Annotated in this window: 16 protein-coding genes; 2 read left to right on the top strand and 14 right to left on the bottom strand. The window is 70.9% G+C overall.

The features are described 5' to 3' along the window. Positions 1 to 18: 18 nt before the first annotated feature. From nusB to DEJ00_RS03135, 12 genes are all read right to left on the bottom strand, one after another. Positions 19 to 471 (bottom strand): transcription antitermination factor NusB, encoded by a 453-nt coding sequence (gene nusB / locus DEJ00_RS03190; RefSeq protein ID WP_111056395.1) that lies wholly within the window; start codon positions 469 to 471, stop codon positions 19 to 21. A gap of 11 nt (positions 472 to 482) precedes the next feature. Next, on the bottom strand, positions 483 to 1,046 hold the full coding sequence (efp, locus tag DEJ00_RS03185; RefSeq protein WP_027465745.1) for an elongation factor P: 564 nt from the start codon (positions 1,044 to 1,046) through the stop codon (positions 483 to 485). A gap of 110 nt (positions 1,047 to 1,156) precedes the next feature. Then, on the bottom strand, positions 1,157 to 2,848 hold the full coding sequence (locus tag DEJ00_RS03180; RefSeq protein ID WP_111056394.1) for an AarF/ABC1/UbiB kinase family protein: 1,692 nt from the start codon (positions 2,846 to 2,848) through the stop codon (positions 1,157 to 1,159). A gap of 328 nt (positions 2,849 to 3,176) precedes the next feature. Then, positions 3,177 to 4,274, bottom strand: coding sequence for a 3-dehydroquinate synthase (aroB, locus tag DEJ00_RS03175; RefSeq protein WP_027465746.1), 1,098 nt, complete (start codon positions 4,272 to 4,274; stop codon positions 3,177 to 3,179). Further along, positions 4,271 to 4,951 (bottom strand): shikimate kinase, encoded by a 681-nt coding sequence (locus DEJ00_RS03170; RefSeq protein ID WP_111056393.1) that lies wholly within the window; start codon positions 4,949 to 4,951, stop codon positions 4,271 to 4,273. Before DEJ00_RS03170 ends, aroB begins: the two co-directional genes overlap by 4 nt. Further along, on the bottom strand, positions 4,948 to 6,168 hold the full coding sequence (gene aroC, locus DEJ00_RS03165; protein WP_027465748.1) for a chorismate synthase: 1,221 nt from the start codon (positions 6,166 to 6,168) through the stop codon (positions 4,948 to 4,950). The genes DEJ00_RS03170 and aroC overlap by 4 nt, the downstream gene beginning before the upstream one ends. A gap of 43 nt (positions 6,169 to 6,211) precedes the next feature. Next, a complete protein-coding gene (gene mltG / locus DEJ00_RS03160) occupies positions 6,212 to 7,768 on the bottom strand; it encodes an endolytic transglycosylase MltG (protein WP_258373513.1) in 1,557 nt (518 codons plus the stop codon). Positions 7,769 to 7,861: 93 nt separating this feature from the next. Continuing rightward, a complete protein-coding gene (gene ruvX, locus DEJ00_RS03155) occupies positions 7,862 to 8,305 on the bottom strand; it encodes a Holliday junction resolvase RuvX (RefSeq protein ID WP_181440079.1) in 444 nt (147 codons plus the stop codon). 8 nt (positions 8,306 to 8,313) lie between these two features. Then, positions 8,314 to 10,971: an alanine--tRNA ligase gene (gene alaS, locus DEJ00_RS03150; protein ID WP_111023067.1), complete on the bottom strand. Its 2,658-nt coding sequence runs from the start codon at positions 10,969 to 10,971 to the stop codon at positions 8,314 to 8,316. A 59-nt stretch (positions 10,972 to 11,030) separates the two neighbouring features. After that, positions 11,031 to 11,213: a hypothetical protein gene (locus DEJ00_RS03145; RefSeq protein ID WP_027465751.1), complete on the bottom strand. Its 183-nt coding sequence runs from the start codon at positions 11,211 to 11,213 to the stop codon at positions 11,031 to 11,033. Between the two features lie 247 nt (positions 11,214 to 11,460). Continuing rightward, positions 11,461 to 12,090: a 30S ribosomal protein S4 gene (gene rpsD, locus DEJ00_RS03140; RefSeq protein ID WP_017887166.1), complete on the bottom strand. Its 630-nt coding sequence runs from the start codon at positions 12,088 to 12,090 to the stop codon at positions 11,461 to 11,463. A 234-nt stretch (positions 12,091 to 12,324) separates the two neighbouring features. Then, on the bottom strand, positions 12,325 to 13,677 hold the full coding sequence (locus DEJ00_RS03135; RefSeq protein WP_111056391.1) for a replication-associated recombination protein A: 1,353 nt from the start codon (positions 13,675 to 13,677) through the stop codon (positions 12,325 to 12,327). Between the two features lie 129 nt (positions 13,678 to 13,806). Here DEJ00_RS03135 and DEJ00_RS03130 point away from each other — a divergent pair, with 129 nt between their 5' ends. Next, a complete protein-coding gene (locus DEJ00_RS03130) occupies positions 13,807 to 14,619 on the top strand; it encodes a peptidylprolyl isomerase (protein ID WP_027465753.1) in 813 nt (270 codons plus the stop codon). A gap of 113 nt (positions 14,620 to 14,732) precedes the next feature. Then, entirely contained in the window at positions 14,733 to 15,965 is a 1,233-nt protein-coding gene (locus DEJ00_RS03125; RefSeq protein ID WP_173034022.1) for a DUF349 domain-containing protein, read from the top strand. Between the two features lie 99 nt (positions 15,966 to 16,064). Here DEJ00_RS03125 and DEJ00_RS03120 read toward each other — a convergent pair whose 3' ends face one another. Together DEJ00_RS03120 and DEJ00_RS03115 are read right to left on the bottom strand one after the other, a co-directional pair. Beyond that, positions 16,065 to 17,027, bottom strand: a complete 963-nt coding sequence (locus DEJ00_RS03120; protein ID WP_111056390.1) for a bifunctional riboflavin kinase/FAD synthetase — start codon at positions 17,025 to 17,027, stop codon at positions 16,065 to 16,067. An 8-nt stretch (positions 17,028 to 17,035) separates the two neighbouring features. Then, positions 17,036 to 17,491, bottom strand: a complete 456-nt coding sequence (locus DEJ00_RS03115; protein WP_027465756.1) for a hypothetical protein — start codon at positions 17,489 to 17,491, stop codon at positions 17,036 to 17,038. Positions 17,492 to 17,528 lie beyond the last annotated feature (37 nt).

Genomic DNA, 17,528 nt, shown 5'->3' with positions numbered 1-17,528 from the left:
ATGCTGACGTGGTCAACCCTACCGGGACTCCTGGTCTCCTGCGACCGTCCGACCGGACGGTGCGCGACCGCCGGCGACGGCCCCGAGCACGCCGTTGACGAAGCCCGCCGAGTCCTCGGTGGACAGCGACTGCGCGAGCTCGACCGCCTCGGCGATGGCGACGGCGTCGGGGACCTCCGGGTTGAACCGGAGCTCCCAGACGGCCATCCGCAGGATGCAGCGGTCGAGGACCGGCATCCGGGCGATCGACCAGCCCTGGGCGTGGTCGACGATGACGGAGTCGATCTCGTGACGGGCATCGTCGAAACCGGTGACGATCTGGCGCGCGTAGTCCCAGCTGGAGGCTCGCTCCGGCTGGTCCAGGTGCCTGACCGTCTCAGTGGCGAGCACGTCCGCGATCGGCAGCTCGCGCACCTCGGCCACGTACAGCATGTCGAGGGCGCGCTTGCGGGCCTTCGAACGAGCACTCATACGGTCAGCGCCTAGGAGTTGACGCGGCCGAGGAAGCTGCCGTCGCGCGTGTCGATCTTCACCAGGGTGCCGCTCTCCAGGTACAGCGGGACCTGGATGCGGTGGCCGGTCGCGATGATGGTCGCGTCCTTGGTGCCACCGGAGGAACGGTCACCCTGCAGGCCGGGCTCGGTCTCGACCTCGGTCACGATCGACGTCGGGAGCTCGACGTACAGCGGGTTGCCCTCGTTCATCGCGATGGTGACCATCGCGGACTCGAGCAGGTAGTTCTTGGCGTCGCCGACCACGGTCGCGGAGACCGGGATCTGGTCGTACGTGTCGGTGTCCATGAACACGTAGGAGTCGCCGTCCTCGTAGAGGAACTGGTAGTCACGACGGTCGACGGTCGCGGTGTCGATCTTCGCGCCGGCGTTGAACGTGCGGTCGACGACCTTGCCGGAGACGACGTTCTTGAGCTTCGTGCGGACGAACGCGCCGCCCTTGCCCGGCTTGACGTGCTGGAACTCGACGACCGACCACAGCTGGCCGTCGATGATGAGAACGGCGCCGTTCTTGATGTCTGTGGTACTGGCCATGAGTCGTCGGTGTCCCGTTCGGTCGTGTTGTGAAGTGTCCTCGGGCCGCGGACGGCCCCGGACGAGTGTAGCGGACGCCCGCCCGGCGGCCGGAGCGGTGCGCGCCGCGGTCAACGCCGCCGTCGGGCGAGCCAGGCGTCGATCGCCGCCCAGCCGAGCAGCACCACCGCCGCTCCCCCGAGCAACCCGCCCGCGACCCCGGTGGACAGGGCCGCCGTCGGTCGCGCCGGCAGCGCCAGGTAGACGATCGCCAGGATCCCCGCCCCCGCGCCGAGCAGCACGAGCAGGATGCGCCGGATCATGCCGGACACGAGCTGCCGGTCGCGGCTGTCCGCGAAGAGCCGGATGTTCACCGTGAACCGTCCGGTCTCGATCGCCTCGCCGATGCGGTCCACCCGGCGGGGCAGGCGACGGGCGGCCGACACGACGCCGAGCAGTTCCTTCGCCGCGAGGTCGCGGAGCTTGCCCGGCCGGAGCTGGTCGGTGATCTGCTCCCGGGCGAGTCCGCGGGACTCCTCGAGCAGGTCGAACGACGGTGCGAGCGTGCGGAGGGTGCCCTCGAAGATGGCCAGGGCACGGGCCGCGGCGACGAAGTCCGGCGGCGGCTTCAACCGGTACCGCCCGAAGACCTCGACCGCGTCGTCCACGGTGTCGACACCGATGCGCGCACCCGGGCCGAGCTCGTCCGCGACGAAGCGGGCGATGTCCCGACGGAAGTCGGGCTCGTCGTGCGCATCGCGCACGGGTGCCATCCGCAGGACCGCATCGGCGATCCGCGACGTGTCGTCCTGCAGGTAGGCGGCCAACAGGTCCTGGACCGTGTCCCGGAGACCCGGGTCGAGCCTCCCGACCGATCCGAAGTCGATCAACGCGGGCCGCCCGTCGGGCAGCACCAGGACGTTCCCCGGGTGCAGGTCCGCGTGGTACAGGCCGTCGAAGACGACCTGGCGCAGGAAGGCGCGGAGGATCGCGCGCATCGGCGCGTCGAGGTCGCGCTCGGAACGCTCGGCGCGGATCGCGCTGAGGGTGTCGCCCTCCAGGAACTCCATCACGAGCACACGCCGGCCGGACAGGTCCGGGTAGGGGTCCGGGAACCGGACCTCGTCCGGACGCGCGCTGCGGGCCTGGGCCGCACGCAGCGCCGTGAGGTTCCGGAGCTCGGAGACGAAGTCGACCTGCCGGATCAGGTCGTCCGCGTACTGGCCGGCGATGTCCTGCACCCCGACCTGCCGCGCCTCGGTCGACCACCGAGCCATGAACCGGACGACCCGCAGCGCGATGTCGACGTCGCGGCGCACCGCGGCGTCGATCCCCGGCCGCTGCACCTTCACGGCGACCGCGGTGCCGTCGGGCAGCCGGGCGCGGTGTACCTGCGCGATGGACGCCGCTGCGACGGGCACCGGGTCGAAGGTCGCGAAGACCTGGTCGACCGGAGCACCGAGCTCCTGCTCGAGGAGCGCACGGACCTCGTCCGCCGGCGCCGCCGTGACGTTCCGCTGCAGGTGTGCGAGTCCCTCGGTCCACTCCTCGGGCAACAGGTCGTCGCGGGTGGAGAGCAGCTGGCCCATCTTCACGAACCCGCCACCGGCTTCCTCGAGCGCCCGGCGCAGGTGCTCGGCCTGGTCGCGACGCAGGTCCGAGGTGGCCGGGTCGTGCGAGAAGTCGAGACGACGGAACGGCACCAGGTGGTGGCGGCGGGCGATCGAGAGGGGTTCGGTGAAGCGTCGACCACGGGAGCGCAGATTGCCGGTGTCGGCATCGCGCGGGCCGGAGAGGTCGCTCAGTCGGGGTGGGGTGGGCACGCCCGCCAGTCTGCTCCCCGGTGCTGGGTCCGCAGCGTGCGGGTGGCCCGGTCCGTCGCGTCGCTCTGTCCTCCTCCACAGCCTGGAGGCCCGGCTCGGCTTCCACAGGTCGGCGCGGGCCCGGCGCGGGGCTCGGTCATGGAGCGGACACTCGTGCCGGGGAGACAGCAGCGATCGCGGCGTGCATCGCCGCCGGAGCGGCGATCGTCGCGGCCGTCTTCAGCCGGTTCGACGGGAGGCCTGGCATCGGTTCACCTGGGTCACCGTCTCGACGCGTGTCACCTGGTGGTGGCGCAGGACGCGACGGGCCCTGCGCTGACCGGCGTGGCTAGACGCCGACCTCCTGGTAGGCGGTGAAGAGCAGGTGGTCCTCGGGGCCCTCGAGCACGACGGGCTTGCCGACGCCGTCCAGGATGATGAACCGCAGCATGCCGGCACGGGCCTTCTTGTCGCGACGCATCGTGGCGAGCAGCCCCTGCCACCGACCGACACCGTACGAGGTCGGCAGGTCGAGCGACTCGAGGATCGCCCGGTGCCGGTCGACCGTGGCGTCGTCCAGGTGGCCGGTGAGTCGGGCGAGTTCGGCGGCGAACACCATGCCGACCGACACCGCCGCCCCGTGGCGCCACTGGTACCGCTCGGCGTGCTCGATCGCGTGCCCGAGGGTGTGTCCGTAGTTCAGGATCTCGCGTCGGCCCTGCTCGGTGAAGTCGTCCGAGACGACCTCGGCCTTGAGCGCGATGGCGAGCTCGACGACCCGCCGGAACTCCGGCGTCGTCGGGTCGGTCACCCGGTCGACGTCGGCCTCGACGATGTCCAGGATCTCGGGCACGGCGATGAACCCCGCCTTCACGATCTCCGCGAAGCCGGTCAGGATCTCGTTGCGCGGCAGCGTGCGGGCGAGGTCGAGGTCCACGACGACGGCGCGGGGGGCGTAGAAAGCGCCGACCAGGTTCTTGCCCTCGTTCGTGTTGATGCCCGTCTTCCCGCCGACGCTGGCGTCCACCATGCCGAGCACGCTGGTCGGGACGGCCACGTACGGCACACCGCGCAGCCAGGTCGCGGCGACGAAGCCGGCCAGGTCGGTGACGGCACCGCCACCGAGGCCGATGACCGCGTCGGTGCGGGTGAAGTCGGCCTGCCCCATGATCTGCCAGCAGAACGCCGCGACCTCGACGCGCTTGGCGCCCTCGGCATCGGGGACCTCGGCGATCAGGGCTTCGAGCCCGGCCTCGACCAGCAGCGCCCGGAGCTCGTTCGCCCGGGCACCGAGCGTCGGCGAGTGCACGATGAGGACCTTGGCGACACGCGGGCCCAGGATCGCGGGCAGGGCGCCGAGCAGGTCCGTACCGACGGCCACCGTGTAGCCGTCGTCACCGCCGACCCGGATCTCGGTGGTCCCGGCGGGCAGGGTCGACTCGGTCACGGTGCTCCTTCGGTGCTGGTGGTGCTGGTGGTGCTGCTGGTCGTGCTGCCGGGCGCGGCGGTGGTGCCGCTGCGCTCGGTGGTGCCGGCGTCGCTGCGCTCGGTGGTGCCGGCGTCGCTGCGCTCGGTGGTGCCTGCGTCGCTGCGCTCGGTGGTGCCGGCGTCGCTGCGCAGCCACGTGACGACCTCGTCGACCACGCGGGACATCGGCCGGCGGGACGTGTCGACCACGACGTGCGCGAGCTCGGCGTAGGTGGCGGCCCGCTCGTCCATGATCGTCTGCCAGGCGTCGATCCCGCCGTTCGCCAGCAGGGGCCGGTCGGACCCGGCGATGCGGTCGGCGACGGCCTCGGGCGACACGGTGAGCAGGACGATGCGCGCCCCGCCCAGGGCCTGCCGGGTGTCCGCGTGGGTGACGGCTCCCCCGCCCACGGCGATCACGCCGCCGGTGGCGAGCGCTGCCCGGACGGCCTCGGCTTCGAGGGCGCGGAACGCCGGCTCACCGCGGTCGGCGAAGATCCCGGGGATCGGTCCGTGCTCGCGCACGATGACCCGGTCGGTGTCCGTGAACGGGACGCCGAGGGCCTTCGCCACCCGCTTGCCGACGCTCGACTTGCCGGCGCCCATCGGGCCGATGACGACCACGGGCGCGTCGGCGCGTCGGACGTCGGTGCTCACAGGTCGGTCGAGGTCGCCGACGGTTCGGTCCGGCGCGTCCGCAGGGTCTCCGGGATCGCCGCGAGGTAGGCGTCGAGGTTGCGCTTCGTCTCGACGACGTTGTCGCCGCCGAACTTCTCGAGCACCGCGTCGGCGAGCACCAGGGCCACCATCGCCTCGGCGACGACGCCCGCCGCGGGCACGGCACAGACGTCCGAGCGCTGGTGGTGCGCCGAGGCGTCCTCACCGGAGACGACGTCCACGGTGTGCAGGGCGTGCGGGATGGTCGCGATCGGCTTCATGCCGGCGCGGACCCGCAGCACGGTGCCCGTGGACATCCCGCCCTCGGTCCCACCGGCGCGGTCGCTCGTGCGGTAGATCTCGCCGTCCTCGCGGTACAGCTCGTCGTGGGCGGCGGAGCCCCGGCGCCCGGCGGTCGCGAAGCCGTCGCCGACCTCGACGCCCTTGATGGCCTGGATCCCCATGATCGCCGCGGCAAGGCGGGCATCGAGCCGGCGGTCCCAGTGCACGTGCGAGCCGAGGCCCGGCGGGACGCCGTAGAACAGCACCTCGACGACGCCGCCGAGGGTGTCGCCGTCCTTCTTCGCGGCCTCGACCTCGGTGACCATCCGTGCCGAGGTCTCGGGGTCGAAGCAGCGCAGCTGGTCCTCGTCGAGGCGGTCCACGTCGTCGGGCAGCGGCAGCTCCGTGCCGTCCGGGACCCGGACGGTCCCGACCTGCAGCGTGTGCGCCACCGAGCGGATGCCGAGTTCGGCCAGGAACGACTTCGCGACGGCGCCGAGCGCCACACGGGCAGCGGTCTCGCGGGCGCTCGCACGCTCCAGGATCGGGCGGGCCTCGTCGAAGCCGTACTTCTGCATGCCGACCAGGTCGGCGTGACCCGGACGCGGTCGGGTCAGCGGGGCGCTCCGCCCGCGGGACATCTCGGTCGACTCGATCGGCTCGGGGTTCATGACCTCGACCCACTTCGGCCACTCGGTGTTGCCGATGCGGATCGCGATGGGGCTGCCGAGCGAGTAGCCGTGCCGGACGCCGCCGGACACGTGCAGCTCGTCCTGCTCGAACTTCATCCGCGAGCCACGGCCGTAGCCGAGCTTGCGGCGCGCGAGATCGGCACGGATGGACTCGAACGACACCGGGACACCCGCGGGCAGGCCCTCGAGCATGGCGATCAGTTCGGGTCCGTGGGACTCACCAGCAGTCAACCAACGAAGCATGCGGCAATCCTCCCACAGCGCACCGCCGTGCGACGTCGCCGTCCTACTGGTAGTCGGGGTGCGCCCGGAGCCACGCCTGGAACTGCTTCACCGCGACGAGGTGCTCGTCGTAGGTGTTCGAGAACACCGTCTCGCCGGTTTCCAGGTTCACCGTCACGAAGTACAGCCACTTGCCCGGGGCCTCGTTCGTCACGGCCTTGATCGCGATGTCACCGGGGTTCGAGATCGGTGCCGGCGGCAGCCCCTCGTGCACGTACGTGTTGTACGCGTTCGACTCGTCGGCCCGTTCGGCGTCGGTCGTCGTCACGGTGTGCGTGTTGCCCGTGCCGTAGGCGACGGTGGCGTCGGACTGCAGGCGCATGCCCTGGTCGAGGCGGTTCTGGAACACCCGGGCGACCTTCGGGTAGTCGGCCGCGAGGCCGGCTTCCTTCTGCACCAGCGACGCGAAGACGATGGTGCGCTCCTGGTCGGCCTCCTTGACGCCGGCGGCGGACAGGCGCTCCTTCATGGTGTCGACCATCGACTTGAAGTACTGCTCGGCGGTCCAGCCCGGGTTGATCGGGTAGGTCGCGGGGAAGAGCCAGCCCTCGAGCGTCGTGACGCCGGACGGCAGGTCGTAGGCCGACAGGTCCTTCGCGGCCGCGTCGACCTCCTGCTTGGTCAGGCCGGCCTTCGAGACCATCCCGGCCTCGATGTCGGCGAGTGCGGTGCCCTCCGGGATGATGATCGACGCCTGCACGCGGTTCTTCGTGTCCTGCAGTGCCGCGAGCGCGGACTTCGAGCTCATCTGCTTCTTCAGCGCGTACGAACCCGGCTGGAACTGCACGTCCGGCGAGGCCAGCAGGAGCTTGTAGAACACCTTCGAGTCCTTGACGACGCCGCTGCGCTGCAGCGTCGCGGCGACGTTCTCGCCGATGTCGCCCTGCTTGATGGTGATGGTCACCTTCGAGGTGCCGTCGCCGGTGTAGTCGTCGGGCTCCTGGGCGCCGCTGATCGCCGCGATGAGCTGCTGGATCTTGGGGGCGGCGAAGGTGTACGCCCCGACGCCGGCGGCGAGCACCACCGCGACGATGACGAGTCCGGCGACGAGCGGTCCGCGTCGGCGCTTCGGCCGTGGCTCCCGGGGCGGCCTGGAGGCGCGTCCTCCCCCGCCTCGTCCCCCGCGGCCACCGCCTCCCGCGGCGCCACCGCCGCCGGTCACGTCACCGTCGTCCGTCCCGCCGGCCCCGGATCCGCCGCCCGCAGCGGTCGCCGCGGGCTCGGTCGGCAGCTCGCCGGTCAGCAGTGCGGCGACCTCGGGGTGCAGGTCTTCGGGGCGGGTGGCGATCGGCGCGTCGGCGGGTGACGCGGGGCGTTCGTCGCGTGCGGCTGGCGGGGAATCGGTGGTCCGCTCGGGGACCGGCGACTCGTCGGTCGCTGCGACGCGGGCTCGTTCGGCCTCGAGGGCTCGGGCTTCACGTCGGGACATCGGCGGCGGCGGGGTCACCTGACCAGCGTCGTCGCGGTCATCGGTGCCTGTCGTGCGGTCGGAAGTCGCCTTCCGCCGCTCGGCGTCGTTGCCGGGCGCGATGATCGCGTTCCAGTCCAGATCGTCTGCCAACGTCCTCGGTCTCTCGGTCGGGAACTCCACCTGGGCACCGTCGTCCTCGCAGCTGACGACGAGAGCACCCATGTGCGGTACCGGGCAGCCCTGTCAGGGAAGCGTGGCGCCCGGAGGGGCACCGGCACTGCGCTCGTGGTCGAGCGCGTGTTGCAGAATGATAACAGCGGCTGCTTGGTCGATCACGGCCCGGGACTTCTTCGTGTTCTTGCCGGCCTGGTGCAGCCCCCGCTGGGCCGTCACGGTCGACAGTCGTTCGTCGACCAGGCGCACCGGCCGACGCGTCGCGATCCGGGCGGCGAAGACACGGGCGTCCTCGGTGGAGGCCGTGTCCCCACCCGACATCGACAGGGGCAGCCCGACGACGACCTCGAGCACGTCGTACTCGTCCGCGAGCTCGAGGATCCGCCGGAGGTCCGTCGAGTCGTCACGACGGACGGTCTCGACCGGCGTCGCCAGCAGGCCGTCGCAGTCGCACACGGCGACCCCGATCCGGGCGCGTCCGACGTCCACGCCGAGGCGACGCCCGGACCGGATGTCCACGGTCAGCCCGCGAGCCGTGCGGTCACGGCACGCAGCGCCGCGGGGAGCGCGGCCGCGTCGGTCCCGCCGCCCTGCGCCAGGTCCGGCTTGCCGCCGCCACCGCCACCGAGCACGCCGGCGGCCTCCTTCGCGAGGGGGCCCGCCTGCACGCCCGCAGCACGAGCGGCGTCGTTGGTCGCGACGATCACGATCGGCTTGCCACCGACGACCGCCCCGAGCACGACCACGGCCGCGCCGTCACCGAGCTGGCCCCGCACGCCGGTGGCGAGCGAGCGCAGGTCGTCGCCGGACTGCAGGCCGTCGACCGTCTCGGCGACCACCGTGGTGGCACCGACGGTCGTGGCGTTGCGGGCGATGGCGGGCACGCGCTGCTGCAGGTTGGCCGACTCGTACTCGGCGAGCTTCTTCTGGGCGGACCGGAGGTCCTCCATCAGGTTCTGGACGCGGGCCGGCAGGTCGGCCCGGGGTGCCTTGAGCGCGCTGGAGAGCTGCGACACGATCGTGCGTTCGACGGCGAGGTCGCGGAACCCCTCGAGCCCGACCAGTGCCTCGACGCGGCGGTTGGTCGAACCGACGCTCGACTCCCCCACCAGGTTGACGAGCCCGATCTGCGCGCTCGAGGCGACGTGCGTGCCACCGCAGAGCTCGCGGGACCACGGGCCGCCGATGTCGACCATGCGGACCTCGGCGCCGTACTTCTCACCGAACAGGGCCTGTGCCCCGAGGGCCTTCGCCTCGTCGATGGGCAGGATGCGCGTGGAGACCTCGAGGTCGGTGCGGATCGCGGTGTTCACGACCTCCTCGATCTCGGAGCGTGTCTCGAGCGAGACCGGCTGCGACCACGAGAAGTCGAGGCGCATGTAGCCGGACTTGTTGTACGAACCGGCCTGCAGCGCCTCCGGCCCGAGGATGTCGCGGAGGGCCGCGTTGACCAGGTGCGTCGCGGAGTGCGCCTGGGTCGCACCGCGGCGGTACTCCGCGTCGACGACGGTGCTCGCGGCGTCGCCGACGCCGACCTCACCGGAGCGGACCTGCACGGTGTGGCTCCAGAGCCCGGAGACCGGTCGCTGGACGTCGAGGACCTCGAGGTCGAACCCGTTGCCGACGATCGAGCCCTGGTCGGCGTCCTGGCCGCCCGACTCGGCGTACAGGGAGGTCTCGCCGAGGATCACCTCGGCGATGTCACCGGCGACCGCACGGTCGACGCTCACACCGCCGACGATGATGCCGAGCACGCGCGTCTCGGCCTCGAGCGCGTCGTAGCCGAGGAACGTCGTCTCGCCCTTCGCCCGGAACGCGCTGTACACGCTCAGGTCGGCGATCGCGGTCTTCTTGCTCTTCGCGTCGGCCTTCGCCCGGGCACGCTGCTCGGACATCAGGGTCTCGAACGCCGTGCGGTCGACGTGGACGCCGGCTTCCTCGGCCATCTCCATCGTCAGGTCGATGGGGAACCCGAAGGTGTCGTGCAGCAGGAACGCCGTGTCGCCGCCGATCGACGGGGCGCCGTCCTGCTTCGCGCGCTCGACGGCGACGTCGAGGATGGTCGTGCCCTGTGCCAGGGTGCGGAGGAAGGTCTCCTCTTCCGCGTAGGCGATGCGGGAGATCCGGTCGTAGTCGGACGCCACCTCGGGGTAGGCGTCGCGCATGGCGTCGCGGGACGCCGGGAAGAGCTCGGGGAACGTGGGGGCCTCGACACCGAGCAGGCGCATCGCACGGACGGTGCGACGGAGCAGCCGACGGAGGATGTACCCGCGGCCCTCGTTCGACGGGCTCACGCCGTCGGCGATGAGCATCAGCGAGGAACGGACGTGGTCGGCGATGACGCGCATCCGCACGTCGTCCTCGTGCACGGCACCGTAGCGCCGGCCGGAGATCTCGGCCGCACGGTCGAGCACCGGGCGCACCTGGTCGATCTCGTACATGTTGTCGACGCCCTGCTTGATGAAGGCGACGCGCTCGAGCCCCATGCCGGTGTCGATGTTCTTGTTCGGCAGCTCGCCGGTGATCTCGAAGTCGTACTTCGACCGCACGTCGGCGATCTGGTACTGCATGAAGACGAGGTTCCAGATCTCGACGTACCGGTCGTCGTCCGTCGCCGGGCCGCCGTCGATGCCGTACTCGGGGCCACGGTCGAAGAAGATCTCCGAGCAGGGACCCGCCGGTCCGGGCTGTCCGGTCGACCAGTAGTTGGTGTCCTTGCCGAGGCGCTGGATCCGCTCGTCGGGCAGCGAGGAGTGCTGCTTCCAGAAGCCGATCGCCTCGTCGTCCTCTTCGTAGACGGTGACCCAGAGGTCGTCCGGCGAGAAGCCGAGCCCGCCGTCGGTCTCCGGCTTGGTCAGGAACTCCCAGGCGAACTGGATCGCCTGCTCCTTGAAGTAGTCGCCGAACGAGAAGTTCCCGTTCATCTGGAAGAACGTGCCGTGGCGAGGGGTCTTGCCGACCTCTTCGATGTCGTTCGTGCGGATGCACTTCTGCACGCTCGTCGCCCGCGGGAACGGCGCAGGGATGAGACCGGTCAGGTACGGGATGAACGGCACCATGCCGGCGACCGTGAAGAGGAGCGACGGGTCGTCGGAGACGAGGGACGCGGACGGGACGACGGTGTGGCCGCGGTCACCGAAGTACTGGAGCCAACGGCGGCGGATCTCTGCGGTCTGCATGGTGCTTCCTGGGTTCAGGTCGTGGGTGGAGGAGGGTCGTGGCTGCTCGGTCGGAGCGCTCAGACGTCGGTACGGAGCTCGGCCTCGCGCGACCGGTAGCCGTCCGCGACGGCTCCCGTGAAGGCCTTCGTCTTGGCGTTCACCTCGGCGAAGAGCCGGGCGCCACCGGAGGTCTGGGCGACCCGGTGTGCGACGGCGAACCCGATGACGATGCCGACGGCGACGAAGAACAGCTGCTTCACGGTGCCTCTCCCTCTGTGCACCCGGGCGGTGCATGCCCGGACAAGCTTAGTCGCCGGGCACTTCCGCGCGTCCCCGTCCGCAAGACGCCGTCGTGTCGGCAGGACGGCGCCGAACTCGGGGGCGTCTCGCGCACCCGGAGGCGCGTCGCGGAGACGACGGCGTGTTGCGAAGCGGAGGCGGTGCCGGAACGCCGAACGGCGGGTCGCCCTCGAGAGGACGACCCGCCGTTCGGGTGTGATCAGTGGATCAGCGAGCTGCGTAGTACTCGACGACGAGCTGCACTTCACAGGTCACGGGGACCTCGGCGCGCTTCGGGCGACGCACGAGGCGGGCCTGGAGCTTCTCGATCTCGACCTCGAGGTAGCCCGGGACCTTCGGGAGGACTTCCTGGTGGCCACCGGCAGCGGCGACCTGGAAGGGCTCCATCGACTCGGACTTCGCCTTGACGTGGATCAGCTGGCCCTCCTTGACGCGGAAGGAGGGGCGGTCGACGAGCTTGCCGTCGACCAGGATGTGGCGGTGCACGATCAGCTGACGGGCCTGCGCGGTGGTGCGGGCGAAGCCGGCACGGACCACGAGGGCGTCGAGGCGCTGCTCGAGGAGCTCGACCAGGTTCTCACCGGTCAGGCCCTTCGTCTTGCGGGCCTCTTCGAAGACGATGCGGAGCTGCTTCTCGCGGATGCCGTACTGGGCGCGCAGACGCTGCTTCTCACGGAGGCGGACGGCGTAGTCGCTGTCCGCACGACGGCGCGTACGGCCGTGCTCACCGGGCCCGTAGGGGCGCTTCTCGAGGTAACGGGCAGCCTTCGGCGTCAGCGGGATGCCGAGTGCGCGCGACAGGCGGGTCTTGCTGCGGGTACGTGACTTGGTAGACACAGGGTCCTTTTCTCTGTTCGAACTGAATACTCACCGGAGGCCGGGCACGCGAGTGCCGGTGGCCCCGACGACGGGATCCAGAGGGATGAGCCTGTGGGATCGGACGGCTACAGTCCGAACCTCTGCCCCCGTACCACCGGAGTGGCACTCTGTCCTCGACGCAGCCGTGCTCGAGGACCAGGACGTAGGCCCGGCAATGCTAGCAGCATCGGGGCGGGCGCAGAAGCACCGACGCTAGTGGCCGCGTGTGATCTTCCGGAGTCGTTCGAGCCGCGGCCCGACCTCGCGCTCGTAGCCGTTGGCCGTCGGCGTGTAGTACTCGGTGCCCTCGAGTGCGTCCGGCAGGTACTGCTGCTCGGCGACCCCGTGCTCGGCGTCGTGGGAGTAGACGTACCCCTTGCCGTGCCCGAGGCGCTTCGCCCCGGCGTAGTGCGCGTCGCGCAGGTGCATCGGGACCGTGCCCATGCGCCCCGCCTTGACGTCGGCCATCGCCTGGTTGACCCCGTTGTAGGCGGCGTTCGACTTCGGCGCCGTCGCCAGGTAGACGACCGCCTCGGCCAGCGGGATCCGCCCCTCGGGCATCCCGATGAGCTGGACGGCCTGAGCCGCCGCGACCGCGATGGGCAGCGCCTGCGGGTCCGCCATGCCGATGTCCTCGGACGCGGAGATGATGATCCGCCGCGCGATGAACCGGGAGTCCTCACCGGCCTCGATCATCCGGGCGAGGTAGTGCAGGGCGGCGTCGACGTCGCTCCCCCGCACCGACTTGATGAAGGCGCTGATGACGTCGTAGTGCTCGTCACCCTGTCGGTCGTAGCGCAGCAGGGCCCGGTCGACCGCAGCCGCGACGGTGTCGGCGTCGACGACGGGCACGGTGTCGTCGTCCTCGTCCTGCTCGGCGGTGGCCGACGCCGCCGCGGCCTCGAGCGCCGTCAGAGCACGTCGGGCGTCACCGGACGCGAGGCGGATGATCGCGCTGCGGGCTTCGTCGCCGAGGACGACGGCACCGCCGAGCCCGCGGGGGTCCTCCACCGCGCGGTCGACGAGCATGCCGAGGTCGGGATCGGTGAGCGGTTTGAGCGTCAGGAGCAGTGAGCGGGACAGCAGGGGCGAGATGACCGAGAACGACGGGTTCTCGGTGGTGGCGGCGATCAGGATGACCCACCCGTTCTCGACTCCGGGCAGCAGGGCGTCCTGCTGGGCCTTGCTGAACCGGTGGATCTCGTCGAGGAACAGCACCGTGGTCGACCCGTACAGGTCGCGGTGGGTCAGCGCCTTCTCCATGACCTCGCGCACGTCCTTCACGCCGGCGGTCACGGCGGAGAGCTCGACGAACTCGCGACCGGACTGCCGTGCTATGGCCTGCGCCAGCGTGGTCTTGCCAGTGCCGGGCGGTCCCCACAGGATCACGGAGACCCCGCCGGGGTTCTCACGCGTGCCGGTGGCGAGCTGCACCAGGGGCGAACCCCGGCCGAGCAGGTGCTGTTGACCGGCGACCTCGTCGAGGCTGGTGGGGCGCATCCGGACGGCGAGCGGGACGGAACCCTGCGCGAGACCGGCGCGACCACCCGTCGTGGGTGCGTGCATTCCCGAACGATCCGCTGCCATCCTGCAATCGTAGGCCGGTCCACCGACGCAGGCCGCGCCTCCCTGCTGGTGACGGCGACCGTTCGGCTACGCTCGTTGCACACTGCGACGAGAGGGCAGACCAGCACCGTGGCACCGAAGAACCCAGCGCGTGACAACCGTGAGGCGCGCGAGCGCCTCCGCCTCTACCAGGCCCGCCAGGGCCTCCACGAGCGGCAGCGACGCCGCCGCGTGCGGGACAACCTGATCGGCGCCGGTGCCCTCGTCCTCGTCGCGGCCCTCGCCACCGGGTCGCAGCTCGCCTTCGCCGGATCGCGGGGGTCGGACGCCCCGGCCCCGAGCGCCTCCGCGTCGTCGACGGCGACGCCGTCGGCCAGTGCCACGGCCGGCAACACCGGCGACGTGCCGAGCAAGTCGATCGCGAAGGGCGCGACCTGGACCGGCACCCTCACGCTCAACAAGGACATCGACCTCGGCATCGAGCTGGACGGCGCGAAGGCGCCGCAGGCCACGAGTGCCGAGATCTCCTTGATCCGCGAGCAGTTCTACAACGGCACCACCTGCCACCGGCTCGCCGACAGCGACGGACTGAAGTTCCTGCAGTGCGGCTCCGCGAACGGCGACGGCACCGGCGACGCCGGCTTCGAGTACGGTCCGCTCGAGAACGTGCCGGAAGACGGCGTCTACGGGAAGGGCACGATCGCGATCGCACGGTCGGACTCCCCGTACTCGCAGTCGACGCAGTTCTTCATCGTCTACGGGGACACCACGCTCGACGGCTCGACGGGCGGCTACACGGTCGTCGGCAAGGTCACGAGCGGGCTGTCCGAGCTCGAGTCGAAGATCGCCGCGAAGGGCATCGCGTCGCCCGGCAGCGACGGCACCGGCGAGCCGAAGGTGGCGACGAAGATCACCGACGCGACCATCGCGGAGCAGAAGTAGTCCACAACCCGTCGCACCGGTCGGGCGGCGGAGCCCGTCCGTGCAATAGGCTGACGACCTGACCGTGCCGACGGTGACGTCGGCGATGCACGACCACGATCGAGGCGAGACCTGTGGGATCTGACGAAGCAACGACCTGGGGGCGGGTCGACGAGAACGGGACCGTGTACGTCCGGTACGAAGAGACCGAACGTGCTGTCGGTGAGTACCCGGACGCCACCCCCGAAGAAGCCCTCGCCTACTTCGCGCGGAAGTACGCCGACCTCGAGGGGCAGGTGAAGATAGCCGAGCAGCGCGTCCAGCGCGGTGCGTCGGCGAACGACGTCGCCCGGACGGTCGAGCACCTGACCGCCCTGGTCGCCGACGCGCGCGTGGTGGGTGACATCAAGTCGCTCGAGACCCGCGTGGGCGCGCTCACCGAGCAGCTCGGCTCGCTCACCAAGGAGCAGGCGGAACAGGCGCAGCAGGCGCTGCAGGACGCCCTGGCGCACCGCACCGCCCTGGTCGAGGAAGCCGAGGCACTCGCCGCGGTGGACCCCGCACGCGCGCAGTGGAAGCAGATCACGGCGCAGCTCGACGACGTGTTCGCGCGCTGGCAGCAGCACCAGCACGACGGGCCGCGGATCCCCAAGAACGAGGCCAACGACCTCTGGAAGCGGTTCCGCGCAGCGCGGTCCACCGTCGACCAGCACCGTCGTGCGTTCTACTCCGAGCTGGACGCACAGCACCGTGATGCCCGGACCCGCAAGCAGGAGCTCGTGGCGCAGGCCGAGGCCCTCGCACCCCGCGGCTCCGATGCGATCCCGGACTACCGCCAGCTCCTCGACGACTGGAAGAACGCCGGGCGTGCCGGCAAGCGGCACGACGACGCACTCTGGGCGCGCTTCAAGGCCGCCGGGGACGTGCTGTTCGAGCAGCGCCACGCCGAGAGCGCAGCCGAGAACGAAGAGTTCTCCGCCAACCTCGAGGCGAAGCAGGCCCTGCTGACCGAGGCCGAGCCGCTCCTGCAGGCGACCGACCGGGTCGCCGCGCGCAAGACCCTCACCGGCATCCAGCGCCGCTGGGACGAGATCGGCAAGGTGCCCCGCGGTGACGTCCGTCGGGTCGAGGACCGCCTGCGCGCCATCGAGGACCACGTCCGTGGGCTCGAGGACGCGCACTGGAAGGAATCGAACCCGGAGCGCAAGGCCCGTCAGAACGGCCTCGCGAGCCAGCTGGAAGACGCGATCGGCAAGCTCCAGTCCGAGCTCGCCGCGGCGCAGGCCACCGGCGACGCCCGGAAGATCAAGGACGCGCAGGAAGCCCTCGACGCCCGCAAGATCTGGCTCGACGCCCTGGGCGGCTGAGCCTCCGCACCACGAACGACGCCCCCGTGACCGAACGGTCACGGGGGCGTCGTCATACCAGGAGCACCAGCGGGCGAACCAGGCCAGCGTGCCGGCAGGTCAGACCGGAGCAGGCAATCCGAGCAGCAGTCGGATGTCGAGGTCGTCCTGCCGCATCTGCGCGGCGAGCTCGTCCATCGACGAGAACTTCACCATGCCGCGCACGTACGACACGAACAGCACCGAGATCCGATCGCCGTACAGGTCGATGTCGACGTCGAGCAGGTGCGCCTCGATCTGCTTCGCCGGCACGCCCTCGAACGTCGGGTTGTTGCCGACCGACACCGCTGCCGGGTAGACGGTGCCGTCGTGCAGCACCCGGGCGGCGTAGACGCCGTCGGCGGGGACGAAGCCCTCGCACGCCGGGTCGAGGTTCGCGGTGGGGTACCCCATCGCCCGGCCGCGCTGGTTGCCGTGCACCACGACGCTCCGCACGGCGTGCTCCCGCCCGAGGAGTCGTGCGGCCTCGGCCACGCGACCCTGGCCCAGGAGCTCCCGGATCCAGGTGGAGGACACCCGGCGCTCACCGTCGGGTCGGACGTCGTCGATCAGGTCCACGTCGTCGATGAGCTCGACCGTGAACCCGTGCTGCTCCCCCAGGGCACGCAGCAGCGCGACGTCGCCGGCGCCCTTCGCGCCGAAGCGGAAGTCGCTGCCGACGAAGACGAGCCGGGCGTGCAGGGTGTCGACGAGGATCTCGGACACGAAGGCCTCGGGCGACTTCGACTGCAGTTCCTGGTCGAAGCGGAGCAGCAGGGTGGCGTCGACCCCGGCGTCCTCGAGCAGTTCGCGGCGCTGCGCGGTGCTCGTCAGGGCCGGCGGGACGTGCGGCGGGTCGATGACGTTGAGCGGGTGGCGGTCGAACGTGACCACGGTGGCCACGAGGTCGTGCTCGCGGGCGGCACGCTCGAGGTGTGCAATGACGGCTCGGTGCCCGACGTGCACGCCGTCGAACTTGCCGATGGTGACCGCACTCGGCCCGAACCCGTCCGCCACGTCGGCGGTGTCCTCGTAGAACTGCACGGTGGCTCCTACTCGCTCGCCGGGGCGGTGGACGAGGACGCAGCCGGTGCCGTCGACTCGGTGACGGCGGTGCGGTGGTGCTTGCGGAGCCACCAGAGCCCGGCGATCGGCAGCACGAGCGGCGCGAAGGCATAGCCCATGCCGTAGTACGACCAGATGGTGTCGTCGGGGAACAGCTGGCGGTCGAACAGCGACAGGGTGCCGATGACGAGCACGCCGGTCATCTCGAACACGATCGTGACGCAGGCGACCCGGTACCAGAACCGACCGGGCACGATGAGGGCGATCATCGCGACGATGTAGACGACGGCAGCGATGGCACTGAGCGTGTAGGCGAACGGTGCGAACGAGAACTTCTCGATGATCTGCACGACGCTGCGTCCGGTCGCCGCCAGCGCGAGGATGCCGTACACGGCGATGAGGACGCGGCCGATGCCGGTCGCGAGTGAGGATCTGGTCGCCATTGCACCGATTCTACCGACGCGCGGCTCCGCGCATGAC

Source organism: Curtobacterium sp. MCLR17_039 (genome assembly GCF_003234745.1).
GTDB classification, from domain to species: domain Bacteria; phylum Actinomycetota; class Actinomycetes; order Actinomycetales; family Microbacteriaceae; genus Curtobacterium; species Curtobacterium flaccumfaciens.
This window is presented reverse-complemented; position numbering and strand designations above follow the sequence as displayed.